Annotated in this window: 13 protein-coding genes; 7 read left to right on the forward strand and 6 right to left on the reverse strand. The window is 35.2% G+C overall.

The annotated features are described in order from the left end of the window. Window positions 1-168: 168 nt before the first annotated feature. The 5 genes from B371_RS24285 to B371_RS0106180 all read right to left on the reverse strand — a co-directional run bounded on the left by B371_RS24285 (window position 169) and on the right by B371_RS0106180 (window position 3,190). Window positions 169-291 (reverse strand): hypothetical protein, encoded by a 123-nt coding sequence (locus B371_RS24285; protein WP_019413429.1) that lies wholly within the window; start codon window positions 289-291, stop codon window positions 169-171. Between the two features lie 368 nt (window positions 292-659). Beyond that, window positions 660-812, reverse strand: a complete 153-nt coding sequence (locus tag B371_RS23735; RefSeq protein ID WP_019413431.1) for a hypothetical protein — start codon at window positions 810-812, stop codon at window positions 660-662. Window positions 813-954: 142 nt separating this feature from the next. Then, window positions 955-1,371: a hypothetical protein gene (locus tag B371_RS0106170; protein ID WP_019413432.1), complete on the reverse strand. Its 417-nt coding sequence runs from the start codon at window positions 1,369-1,371 to the stop codon at window positions 955-957. Between the two features lie 1,070 nt (window positions 1,372-2,441). Then, window positions 2,442-2,639 (reverse strand): hypothetical protein, encoded by a 198-nt coding sequence (locus tag B371_RS0106175; protein WP_019413433.1) that lies wholly within the window; start codon window positions 2,637-2,639, stop codon window positions 2,442-2,444. Window positions 2,640-2,839: 200 nt separating this feature from the next. After that, window positions 2,840-3,190 carry a hypothetical protein gene (locus tag B371_RS0106180; protein ID WP_019413434.1) on the reverse strand — a complete coding sequence of 117 codons (351 nt, stop codon included), beginning with the start codon at window positions 3,188-3,190 and terminating at the stop codon, window positions 2,840-2,842. A 449-nt stretch (window positions 3,191-3,639) separates the two neighbouring features. Here B371_RS0106180 and B371_RS21390 point away from each other — a divergent pair, with 449 nt between their 5' ends. The 7 genes from B371_RS21390 to yihA all read left to right on the forward strand — a co-directional run bounded on the left by B371_RS21390 (window position 3,640) and on the right by yihA (window position 11,346). After that, window positions 3,640-3,870 (forward strand): PaaI family thioesterase, encoded by a 231-nt coding sequence (locus B371_RS21390; protein WP_019413435.1) that lies wholly within the window; start codon window positions 3,640-3,642, stop codon window positions 3,868-3,870. A 364-nt stretch (window positions 3,871-4,234) separates the two neighbouring features. Next, window positions 4,235-4,324, forward strand: a complete 90-nt coding sequence (locus tag B371_RS22765; RefSeq protein ID WP_019413436.1) for a hypothetical protein — start codon at window positions 4,235-4,237, stop codon at window positions 4,322-4,324. Between the two features lie 140 nt (window positions 4,325-4,464). Then, on the forward strand, window positions 4,465-5,466 hold the full coding sequence (locus B371_RS0106195) for a hypothetical protein (protein ID WP_019413437.1): 1,002 nt from the start codon (window positions 4,465-4,467) through the stop codon (window positions 5,464-5,466). 99 nt (window positions 5,467-5,565) lie between these two features. After that, window positions 5,566-6,849 (forward strand): trigger factor, encoded by a 1,284-nt coding sequence (tig, locus tag B371_RS0106200; protein ID WP_019413438.1) that lies wholly within the window; start codon window positions 5,566-5,568, stop codon window positions 6,847-6,849. Window positions 6,850-7,041: 192 nt separating this feature from the next. Further along, window positions 7,042-8,310 carry an ATP-dependent protease ATP-binding subunit ClpX gene (clpX, locus tag B371_RS0106205; protein ID WP_019413439.1) on the forward strand — a complete coding sequence of 423 codons (1,269 nt, stop codon included), beginning with the start codon at window positions 7,042-7,044 and terminating at the stop codon, window positions 8,308-8,310. A 121-nt stretch (window positions 8,311-8,431) separates the two neighbouring features. Beyond that, window positions 8,432-10,759, forward strand: coding sequence for an endopeptidase La (gene lon, locus B371_RS0106210; protein WP_019413440.1), 2,328 nt, complete (start codon window positions 8,432-8,434; stop codon window positions 10,757-10,759). Next, window positions 10,756-11,346, forward strand: a complete 591-nt coding sequence (yihA, locus tag B371_RS0106215) for a ribosome biogenesis GTP-binding protein YihA/YsxC (RefSeq protein WP_019413441.1) — start codon at window positions 10,756-10,758, stop codon at window positions 11,344-11,346. Before lon ends, yihA begins: the two co-directional genes overlap by 4 nt. Window positions 11,347-12,130: 784 nt before the next feature. On the opposite strand, the gene B371_RS21395 is transcribed toward yihA, so the two are convergent. Continuing rightward, window positions 12,131-13,006, reverse strand: a complete 876-nt coding sequence (locus B371_RS21395) for a transposase (protein WP_237721508.1) — start codon at window positions 13,004-13,006, stop codon at window positions 12,131-12,133. Between the last annotated feature and the right edge of the window lie 206 nt (window positions 13,007-13,212).

Below are 13,212 nucleotides of genomic sequence, written 5' to 3' on the forward strand. Positions count from 1 at the left end.
CTGGAGGTATAGATGGTGAAACGCGGTGTTTGTCAAGATAGTTGTCGCATAATACTCTTTTTCTAGATTAGTTATTTTTCTTCTTTCCTACCGCGCTTCGCTTGCTCATCTAAAGGAGAAGGTGGGACAACTAGTGGCTATAATTTTTCATTGATAATTAACGTGACCTTATTTAATCGTCAATTCTTTCATCGGATTTAATGTGACTGATTGGATTGGATTCCAATTTCTCGTTGATCCTGACCATCGTTCTGTTTCTTGCGAATATCTTTTCCCATTTTCATTATTCATGTCGCACGACCTCCATCTATTATTTAAATTATAACAGGAGAGTTCTATACGACACCTATCCTAACAGAGGGGGTTAGTGAAGCTTTATAATTATATCTTTTTAATAAAGAAAACTATCAGATCTAATATAATTCCGTAAAATAAACCTGAGAAAATTCTTAACACATATCCAACCCATAATATATTCCCATTAGCAATAATCCAACTTCTAAAAGTTTCTGTATAAACAGCTTTATATAAGATAGGTTCAAGTCCGAAGATAAAAAACTGTAGATTTTTATCTTCGTATCCAAAATAATTGAATAAGCAAACAAATATACTAAAAATCGCAAACCAAAAAGTGAATGTCTTAAAAATGTTCATTATTATCACCCCATAGCAAACAAGGAAACGAGTTGCCAACCTGCAACTGACAATGGAATTATCGAGACTATTTTAATCCATCTTTTTTTAGCAATAAAACCTACTACCAAAATAACCAACCCTAATATCAACACTCCAATAATAGTTGAAAATGTCAATGTTTTCTCGCCCCTTTGTAATAGTTTTACTCATATTAAATTCGAATTCCTTGTTCAACTAATGCTGTGTTAGTTCAACAAAGACATCGACAGTTTGTTTCACTATTGCACCAGATAGCACAATATCTTAAACAATCTAGAATTAGCTCTTTTTAATATAAACTGATACAACTCCATAAAAAAGTGACATTAACAATGAGTATGATCCATAACTTAGGTCAAATAAAATATTACCTCCAAACAAAGGTGTTATAAAGATTAGGTAGAAGGGATACTGTATTGATGCTATTACATCTAAAATACCATTACCAATCATAGCGTGTTCAAATGTTGTGACGACAAATACAAGAACACCAGATATCACCCCTACTATTGAAAACACCTTCAATGTCTTACTCCCTTTTTTAGAATAAAGAAATAATAAAAACATAAACAATAGAGTAACAAGCAAATTGAAAATGTTCATATTTAAGTCTGGATATTTTAATGCAGGCATTAAATTGATTGAAAAAGCTAATAAATATGACACCAGTAACAATAATAAGAATTTATAATTCACAATAACTCCCCCTTGTTAAACGTTAAATTACGTTGTTTGAACTCAACTCGTCTACCCTTTTCATTGTTTCATCTTCCTCAAATGAACTAAACCATCGATAAGTGTCTTCTTCTAATATTCGATAAAGGTGACTATTAAAGAAAATGACCTTTAACCTTATTTTCCTTCCAAATATTACCTCGCATCGTTTTTTCCTTTGATGTACCATCAATATTTTTAGCAATAAGTTGGACAAATCAACTTGATAGTCACCGAATAAAGATACCAATAACCCACTATGATTAAATAAAGCATAGAACGCTACAACTGTAGTCCAAATGGCAGTAGTTCCTTTTCAATTTGTACAAGTGTTTTTTTAGAAATCCCTAATATTTCAGACATTTTATCTTGTGAGAGTTCTTATTCTGTTCGAACAAGTTCATCTTATCTGAATTTAGTTTTGTAAAATTTTTTCTTTGTCCACAGTTCTGTTTTTAGTGTAATTTTATACTAAAAGTGTTATTTGTCAATACTGAAAATTCTTTATTTAATTTAAATATTTTTATAAAAAAACAAATAAAAAGCAAGGAAACCCTTACTTTTTGCTTGTGTTACAGACATTGTTGTTCAAGTATTCTAGACCTTTAGCACAGGACGATTTTTTGTATTTATTTTTAAAGTTATATTGTATACACCTGTTGAATTATTGGTTTTTTAAAAGGAGGAATGATTGTAATGAAAGGTTGCGACTCCAGCGGGATAAGCGTGTCCAAGTGATATCCCTCAGGTGCGTATAATGGAACGAAGGCTAAGAACGCCATGTCGCGAGTCTAAGCCTTCGGGATCAACATCCTGTTGGCCCGAAGAGGCATACGGACCGCCCGCGGAAAGCGTACGACTGTAACGGAAATCACTTTTTACTAGCATTAAATAGGGTCCTTAAAATAGTGTGATTAGTAATAAAACAGGTCGAGTGGACGAAAACTATAGATGATCGGGCGAAAACATAGAACGAGTGGGCGAAAAATCTTCTTCTCTAAGCTTGTAAAGACTGTTTCTTGCACAAAAAAAAGAACCTTAAATTAAAGGCTCTAAACATCCCATCTTTCTATTCTCTTTATATTCTCATAGAAGTGATTTGTTATCTCGTTAAATGTATAACAAACATCTCCAGAAACATAAGAAATACCGTCTGTATCGTTATGACTATGATAGTAAGCTGGTTTAACATTAACATTCTGAATAAATGCTTTGGTAAATTCCAATGCTAGTAGTTTATTCTCGTCCATAAGGAACACCTCCTATTAATTGATATTAGAGAAGGGGAATTTTTATACCTAAAGAGAGAAATATTCTTTATAGACTAAAAAAGAGTTTCATCTTTTTGTGAAATACTTTCTGAAAGAGACCCATTATTAAAGTATCGAGAAAATTTTTATTTTTTGATCATCACATAATGCCTGGTGAATAATTTTAATGGTTTCTTTTTTTATAATTCCATAATTAATCCTGACTCTTTATCAGAACCTTCCAATGTATTGGTTGCATATGAATTCAAGTACCTATTGTCAGGCTTAACTTGTAGTGATTTGATCCAATCTGGTGCACTAAGGTTGAAAACTTTATCTGTTTTATCTTCTGCAACATCCAGGCCATACCCCACAATTTCAATTCCAAGACCAACGACCTCAGCAACTACATGTTGGTTGTCGCCTTTTATGTTGTCTTCTTCAACAACGACAATTTTGGAATTATCATATACACTTTTCGCCCCAATCGAAAGAATAGTACCACAGGTCAAAAATCCAATCACATTTATTAAACCAATGCTTACACTCACTTACATCTCCTCCTAATCAATACGAATCCTTAATTCTCAATTTTTAAACTTAATAAAATATACGCAGTAAGGAAGAGAAATAGTAAAAGGAGGAATCTTTACAGTTGTCCATCTAAAAATCATTTCTCTGCTAGATTGAATTAACCTACAGGGTATTAGGGAAAAGTTGGTGTGGTTTCATTATATTTTTCCGAATTCGGCAAGTAGATGTTCAAGTTATCTGAAACCCTTGGAAATCAGTTCATAAAATACTTTTTGGTTTTGAAAGATAATTATTAGTATACTAAAAGAGGTTATTCAAGTAATTGCAGCCTTTGAAAAATGAAATTATAGAGGATGAGAGATTTGTTTATACAGCAACCATTTGATGAGTTCTTAGGATTTCAATATGAAAGAGTAAGTGAAACGAGAGTCGAAGTTAAACTACCAATAAAGGAATCATTTCTTCCTTGGCAGATGTTGCAAAGTGTAATACATTTGAGGCAGATGAACATAATAGACAAACAGCTGTAACTGTTGACTTGAAAACAACTTTTATCAAAGGGGCAAAAGGTGAAGTACTTATTGCTCATGCAGAACGTATTAAAAAAGGAAGAACTCTCGGTCATGCAGAGTGTTCAATATATGATGAAAATAATAATCTAGTTGCAAGAGCTAGCGGGATTTTTGCTAATTGTTAGGAAAACTACATACTTACCAAAATTCACATTGAACTGATAAACCTATATATTTAAGAACTGAATATAAGGTCATTAGCATGTAAATAATTAGAATATAACTAAACCTTCTTTATTAGGATGTGAAATAAATTTAATTTCACTTTTATATAGTGGAGGGTTTTTCTGCTGAATTTGATGCCTTTTGTCAAAATGAAATCAAGTTGATATAGACTATCCCTTTACAAATAGTTTAAATTTAAACTATGACAAAAATCAGATGTGAAAATAGAGAAGCAATGAAAGAAATAGATGAGACCTTATATGTACATGTTACTGGTCATAATCAAAAAACATGATTATCACAGTTATAGATAAGGGTATTGGCATGACAAAAGATGAACTATCACAATTGGGTAAACTCGTCTATTCAACGAAAAAAGAAGGCACAGGTCTTGGAATGTTACTGGTATATTGAAAAATTAGTAAAGTGAATGGTCACATTCATGTTGAAAGTAAAAAAGGATTGGGAACTACGTTTATTATTACGATTCCTGTTTAATAATATAACGAATGCTATTCATGCTATTATATACGCTAGAGAAAGGTGGAAACGCATTGCGAAAAAAATATGGAAAACTTCAAACTAAAGAAAATATAATCGTTTTTCCAGGTATGGTGGATAGACTGATAACAGAAGGACTCAAACATGCTGAAGATTTTCAATATGATCTAGCCGTGGATTCACTAAGACAAGCTTTAACGTTTACAGAACCAAATGAACAAGCACTTGGCATTTATGCGTATTCATTGTATGAAATTGGGGAATTTGAAGAAGCCCGTACAATATGTGAAGAACTACTGAAAGTTGGACCTACATATTACTTTGAAACGATGGAATTGTATGTTACCGTTTTGATAGAGTTACGCCAGTTTAGTGAGGTTACGCAAATTGTTGAGTCATTGCTAGAAGAAAACGTGATTCCTCTAGATAAGGTTGATAAATTTGAACAACTGCTAAATTTAAATATGAGAGTCGGTAAAGAAATTGGAGAAACTCCGCTAGAGGATGTGCCTCATAACAATCAAATCGATTCAACTCTTTTTCAATACGAGACATTCTTGCGTTTCTCAGAAGATAAGCAACAACAGCTTTTGGTTGAATTAGAAGGTGAAGATCTAGCTCCAATTGAACAAGAACTTGCTACGATTATTGAAGGAGAATTAACGTCACCAATTACGAAATCATTCGCATTGTTATTAATGGCGCATGAGGGAATAAAGAGAACCGTTACAATTGATAAGTTTGGACATTGTGCTGATGTTGTCCCAAAAGGTTTACCAGATCCTTCTGAAACAAAGGGAGTGGAATCTGTATTAAAGCTTACAGGAGATCAGTTATTGCAAAATCCAACAAAATTAGAAATGGTTCATGATTTAATCATCCGTCAGTCGTTTGCTACGTATCCATTTGAATGGTTTTCCTTCGAAGAACAAGAGGTAGCAGAAGCATACATAAAGTACGTAGGAGAGATGCTAGGCGAAGATGTGAAATGTGAAGGGAAGTTGTACGAGTTATTTATGAAAATTGACATGATTTTCGAGCAGCGTAGCATTTGAAAGTTGAAAATAACATTTACTATGCTATACTAAAATGGTTGTCAAAATCATAGATAAGAATGATTATAACAAGTTAAATCAATAATGGAGGTAGTATATATGTCAGTAAAATGGGAAAAACAAGAAGGTAATTCAGGTGTCTTAACAGTTGAAGTAGAAGCTGCAAAAGTTAAAGACGGCTTAGACAAAGCATTTAAAAAAGTTGTTAAAGAAATTAACGTTCCAGGTTTCCGTAGAGGGAAAATGCCACGTAAAATGTTTGAACAACGTTTTGGTGCTGAATCTTTATACCAAGATGCTTTAGACTTCATTCTTCCAGATGCTTATGCATCAGCAGTTGAAGAATCAGGAATTAATCCAGTAGATCGTCCTGAAATCGACATTGTAAAAATGGAGCAAGGTGAAGACTTGATTTTCACAGCTACCGTTATCGTGCGTCCTGAAGTAACTCTTGGTGACTATAAAGGTCTTGAAGCTACAAAACAAGATACAACTGTAACAGATGAGGAAATTGAAGTTCAATTAAATGAACAACAAAGTCGTTTAGCTGAGTTAGTTGTTAAAGAAGAAGCTGCAATCGTTGATGGTGATACGGCGGTAATCGACTTCGAAGGATTTGTAGGAGAAGAACCATTTGAAGGTGGCGCTGGAGAAGACCACTCTCTTGAAATTGGTTCAGGCTCATTCATTCCAGGATTTGAAGAGCAATTAATCGGCTCAAAAACTGGAGATCAAAAAGAAGTAGTTGTGACTTTCCCAGAAGAGTACCATGCTACTGAACTTGCTGGTAAAGAAGCTAAATTCAAAGTAACAGTAAAAGAAGTAAAAGGAAAAGAACTTCCTGAATTAAACGATGATTTCGCAAAAGAAGTCGATAGCGAAGTTGAAGGTATCGATGCACTTCGTACGAAATTAAAAGAAAAAACTGCTGAAGAAAAGAAAACTGCTGCTGAAACCGAAATCAAGGATCAGTTAGTTGAAAAAGCTGCAGATAATGCAACTATTGACATTCCTCAAGCAATGATTGATGTGGAAGTTGACCGTATGTTAAATGACTTTACTCAACGCTTACAATCACAAGGGATGAATCTTGACCTTTACTACCAATTCTCAGGTCAAGACGAAGCAGCACTTCGCACTCAAATGACTGATGATGCTCAGAAACGTGTGAAAGTTTCTTTAACACTAGAAGCAATCGCTGAAGCTGAAGGTCTTACTTCTACTGAAGAAGAAATTAACAGTGAAATAGAAAAAATGTCAGCTCAATTTAATATGACAGTTGAGCAAATCCGTTCAACTCTTGGCGGTACTAGTGCATTAGAAAATGATCTGCGTATGCAAAAAACAATTGACTTCTTAGTTGAAAACGCTAAAATATCTTAAAATAGATTTTTAATTAACATAATTGAGAACAAGTTGCGGCGCTATAGTCGCACCTTGTTCTCATATATACATAAACGATCGATAAGTATGATAACATAGTGAAAATAAATTGGTTTAAGATTCCATTAATCTTATTAGTTGATTCTGATAAAAAAATCTTGTAAGATTGTGGCTTGAATAGGGGTGAATATTTTGTTCAAATTTAATGATGAAAAAGGTAATTTAAAGTGTTCCTTCTGTGGCAAATCTCAAGAACAAGTTCGTAAACTGGTCGCAGGACCTGGTGTATATATTTGCGATGAATGTATTGAATTATGTACAGAAATCGTAGAGGAAGAACTCGGTACAGAAGAAGAAACTGAGTTTAAAGAAGTTCCTAAACCAAAAGAAATCCTATCAACACTAGATGATTATGTAATTGGTCAAGAGAGAGCAAAAAAATCGCTAGCTGTTGCTGTATATAATCACTACAAGCGTGTTAATTCGAACAGTAAAATCGATGATGTTGAATTGTCTAAGTCAAACATCGTGATGTTGGGACCAACAGGTAGTGGTAAGACACTACTTGCTCAAACGCTTGCTCGAATTCTAAATGTACCTTTTGCAATTGCAGATGCAACATCATTAACAGAAGCTGGTTATGTTGGAGAAGATGTAGAAAATATTCTTCTTAAATTAATACAATCTGCTGATTATGATGTTGAAAAAGCTGAAAAAGGGATCATTTATATTGATGAAATCGACAAGGTAGCCCGTAAATCTGAAAATCCATCTATTACACGTGATGTTTCAGGTGAAGGCGTACAACAAGCACTTCTGAAAATTCTAGAGGGAACAGTTGCAAGCGTACCTCCTCAAGGTGGAAGGAAGCATCCTCATCAAGAATTCATTCAAATCGATACGACAAATGTGTTGTTCATTGTTGGTGGTGCATTTGATGGAATTGATCAAATTATTAAACGTCGTTTAGGACAAAAAATAATTGGTTTCGGTTCTAACCCTAACAACAAAGAACAAGATGAGTCATCTTTATTATCGCATTTAATTCCCGAAGATTTGTTGAAATTCGGTTTAATTCCAGAGTTTATTGGCCGTCTTCCAGTATTGGCAAGCTTAGAACAGCTAAGTGAGACTGCACTTGTTCAAATTTTAACTGAACCTAAAAACGCATTAGTAAAACAATATCAAAAGATGATTGAATTAGATAATGTGAAATTAACGTTTGAACATGATGCTTTAGTTGAAATTGCCAAACTTGCAATTATTCGTAAAACGGGTGCACGTGGACTACGTTCCATTATTGAATCCTTAATGTTAGATGTTATGTATGAATTGCCATCTCGTGAAGATATAGTTGAATGCATCATTACTAAAGAAACAGTTACTGAATCTTCACAACCAAAACTGTTATTAGAAGATGGTACTGTTTTAAAGCAAAACGATAAAAAAACTTCAGCGTAAGTTGAGAAAGAAAGCTGGCTTCGACCACGTGTAAACGTGGAACTCGGATGTCAGCTTTTTCTCCCTATGATGTTTGAATTATAGAAAAATCGGACAAAATTGAACGGAGGTGACTTTCCAGATGAAGAAGAAAAGCAATGAAAAGGTTGTTCCTTTACTACCTTTACGTGGATTATTAGTATTTCCTACAATGGTACTTCATATTGATGTAGGGCGTGAACGATCTGTAGCTGCCTTAGAGCAAGCTTTGTTAGAGGATAACATGGTCTTTTTGGCGACTCAAAAAGAAATAAACATTGAACATCCTGAAGAGGATGATTTAAATGAGATTGGTACATTAGCTCATGTTAATCAAATGATTAAATTACCCAACGGGACAATTCGTGTATTAGTTGAGGGATTGGAACGGGCCAAGTGGACTAGTTATACCGAAGGGGACAAGTATACGACAGTTCTAGCTAATTCGTATGAGGACTCCACGGAAAAAACACCAGAGTTAGAAGCCCTAATGCGTTTGCTTCTTGAGTATTTTGAAAAATACTCTAAACTATCGAAAAAAGCTACATTAGAAACCTATGGTACTGTGGCCGATATCGAGGAACCAGGTCGCCTAGCTGATATGATTGCTTCTTACCTACCGCTTAAAATGGTGGCTAAACAAGAAGTCCTTGAAATTTTTGACGTTAAAAAACGGTTAGAATGGTTAATTAATCGCTTGCACAATGAACAAGAAGTACTCGAAATGGAAAAGAAAATATCTGCTCGTGTTAAACAAGCAATGGAGCGTACGCAAAAGGAATTCTATTTACGAGAACAAATGAAAGCAATACAAAGTGAACTTGGTGATAAAGACGGGAAGACGGGAGAAGTTTCCGATCTACGTAAAAAAATTGATAAGGCTGGAATGCCTGAATCCACGTTAAAAGCTGCATTAAAAGAGCTGGATCGCTATGAAAAACTGCCGTCTGCAGCAGCTGAAAGTGGTATTATTCGTAATTATTTAGATTGGTTAATAGCTATACCCTGGACAAAGTCTACAACAGATCGTCTAGATATTAATCATGCGGAAACCATTTTAAACCGTGATCACGAAGGACTTGAAACGGTTAAAGAGCGTGTCCTTGAATACCTAGCTGTCCGTCAATTAACAAAATCACTACGTGGTCCTATCCTTTGTTTAGCTGGACCTCCAGGAGTCGGGAAAACCTCCCTTGCTCGTTCAATTGCATTGTCATTAGGACGAGAGTTCGTTCGTATTTCTTTAGGAGGAGTACGCGATGAGTCTGAGATTCGTGGACACCGAAGAACGTATGTAGGTGCCATGCCAGGACGTATTATTCAAGGGATGAAAAAAGCGGGAACTGTTAATCCAGTTTTCTTGCTTGATGAAATTGATAAAATGTCGAATGATTTCCGTGGGGATCCTTCTTCAGCAATGCTTGAAGTATTGGATTCTGAACAAAATAATACATTTAGTGACCATTACCTTGAAGAAACCTATGATTTATCAAACGTTTTATTTGTTGCGACAGCAAATGATTTAGGTTCAATTCCTGGTCCTCTACGTGATCGGATGGAAATCATCACAATTGCAGGCTATACAGAGATTGAAAAGCAATCAATTGCAAAAAATCATTTACTGCCTAAGCAATTAAAAGAACACGGTTTAACAAAATCACAATTACAAATGCGTGATGATGGACTATTAGATATCATCCGTTATTACACACGTGAAGCGGGTGTGCGTAGCTTAGAACGCCAAATCGCTTCGATTTGTCGTAAAGTTGCAAAACAAGTTGTTTCAAGTGATAAAAAGCGCGTTGTCATAAAAGCATCTTCTTTAGAAGATTTAATTGGAAAACATAAATTCCGTTATGGACAAGCTGAAACAGAGAATCAAATTGGTGTTGCAACTGGGTTAGCTTATACTACGGTTGGTGGAGACACACTTCAAATCGAAGTATCGTTGACAAAAGGCAAAGGAAAGCTTATTTTGACTGGTAAGTTAGGCGATGTCATGAAAGAATCTGCACAAACAGCGCTTTCGTTTGTTCGTTCTAAGACAGAAGCATTAGGTCTAGATCCAGATTTCCATGAAAAACATGATATCCATATCCACGTACCAGAAGGTGCTGTACCAAAAGATGGTCCTTCTGCAGGTATCACTATAGCAACTGCTCTTGTGTCTGCATTGTCAAACCGAGCGATTCGTCGTGAAGTTGGGATGACTGGTGAAATCACCTTACGTGGTCGTGTGTTACCTATTGGTGGCCTTAAAGAGAAAACATTAAGTGCCCATCGCGCAGGGTTAACAACAATAATTATCCCTAAAGACAATGAACGTGATATAGAAGAAATACCTGAAAGTGTACGCAATGATTTAACATTTAAACTTGTCTCCCATGCAGATGAAGTGCTAGATCTTGCGTTAGAAGGAGACAATTTATGAAAGTTCATAACGTAGAATTAGTTATAAGTGCAGTACGACCAGAGCAATATCCGGAAGATGGTTTTCCGGAGTTTGCTTTAGCCGGTCGTTCGAATGTAGGTAAATCATCTTTTATTAATAAATTAATAGGTCGTAAGAGTATGGCTCGTATTTCTTCAAAACCTGGGAAAACACAAACATTAAACTTCTACAAAATAGAAGAGAAACTTTTCTTTGTTGATGTTCCCGGTTACGGATATGCAAAAGTGTCGAAAACTTCACGTGAACAATGGAGTAGGATGATCGAGGAATACATAACGAGTCGAGATCTACTAAAAGCTGTCATTCAAATTGTTGACTTACGACATGCACCTTCAAATGAAGATTGTATGATGTATGACTTTTTAAAATATCACAACATCCCATGCATCGTTATTGCCACGAAGGCCGATAAAATTCCTAAAGGTAAGTGGGAAAAACACAAGAAAATGGTACGTGATGAGCTAGACATGGAAGTCCACGATACGATGATTGTGTTTTCTTCTGAAACAGGACTTGGATTAGAAGCGGCATGGACAGAAATTGAACGCCGTATGGCAATTGAATAGAAAAGTTAAACTCCCGAATAGCCACTGTGGTTATTCGGGAGTTTTTGTTCGCAAAATAAGAAAGTATATAAATTTAGTGAGCCATGAATCCAGTATTCCCGATATTTTAAGTAGTAGGTTCTAGTATGATACCGCTGATTTGCGCTCCAGGCGGACGCTTTCCACGGGGCGGGCGGCGAGCCCAATGTCATCAAGCTAAAGAGCCAATAACTTACAGCTCCCATATCAATCATTCAAAATGGAAAATCTACGTTCAATAAATTGATGACTTAATTTTGGATTCGGAAAAAAGGCAAAAGGATGCCCGGGGCTTGATATTCAAATTTTTCAAGTCCCTGTGTTCTTTCTCTATAGTTCCATCAAACGGTTACACCAGACGCTTTCTATGCTAAAAAAATGTTACAGACATTTTTTTTGATTTAGGCTATATTTATTTGCTTTTACCTTCGTATTCCGTGGAAAACTTCTTCCAGGACGAATGGGAACTATGTTTCGCGAAATCTCTTGCATTATCCGGTGAAAGATGGCCTCGCGCTTTTTGGGACACCCTTCGAGTAACATCAAAATCAGCGAATTCTTTAACTTTCCAATCAGGATATTCGTGTTAACCTGATAGTCGTATTTTAACGTTTTGCCTTCATTCTTTTGAGCAATAATCTCGTTTGCTTCGTGCTTTAAGAGGGCAGCCATATTGGTTAAATAAATGGATGCATAAAAGTCCTGTTCCACAGCGATCACTGTGTCACCCGTAAAGTTTTGAATTTGAAGATTGTTTTTTAATTCATTATACTTCCCAACGTTTAAAATACAGCTCTTTGAATTCTTGAATACCTAGGTCTTCATCCAAAAGATCTGTCACGAGAACTTCTTCTATACCGGAATCTAACAAAAATCGTAGTACACGTAAACGAATCATCTTTCCATCAACGTTTATTTCTATTACTTGATCTGGTTCCTTGGCTACCATGACTTCTTTCATTGTCGAACTAGAAACGCGTATTAAAAACTTAATTTTGCTCGATACCAAATAGGCAATGAATTTTTTGGAAGGATATCCTCTATCAAAAAGAATGAGATCATTTTTTAATCCTTTCATTTTCAGCGTTTCAATAAGGTCCTTGGCACTATCGCGTTCTGCCAAAGTATACTTGCCGATTGTTGATACCATAATGATATTGTTTTCTAAATCATAGATACAAGAAGCCCTGGCGCGAGCCAATTTTCTAGTCTTATTTTCAACATAGCCAAAGGCATTTCTTAATCGTTTAGAATTGTTCAACTCGATGACAGAGCCATCTATAGCGGAAAGTCTATATCCTCTAAAGGTTTTCATAACGCCATCATCATATAACCAGTCTGTCACAGCATCAGCTAATTTGATAAAAGCAGTGGGAGAGATTTTCCGTCTCGCATCGGAAAATCCCTGCTTCGTGATGCTTAGTTCTGTACTTTTCAGTAGGCTAAAAAAGTCATCTAATTCAAGTTGAACTGACTTTTTTACAAGGTTCATACAAAATAAAATGGTACTAGTAAAATTCAATTTGTTATTTCCGAGACGTGTAAAATAAGTTGACTTCGTCCGAGATTCACACATAAATATCACATCATTCAAAAGCTCTTCTGTCACTCGTATTGCGCCTAAAAAAGTCTTGTTTTTCATTACAATCCCTACTATCGTATATGATATACCAAATAAAGGTATTCAAATCGATTGTTAAGTGTTTATTGAAAAGTCAAGTGATATTTAAGTTAATTATCGACAAATTTACAACACTTAAAAAGAATACTCAAAAAGATATATTAGTCAGACGAAATGCACCCTAATATATGGGAGACTAGCTTGATCCTGAATCCGTGACCAAGGTG

This window comes from Paenisporosarcina sp. TG20 (assembly GCF_000286315.1).
Taxonomy (GTDB): Bacteria; Bacillota; Bacilli; order Bacillales_A; family Planococcaceae; genus Paenisporosarcina.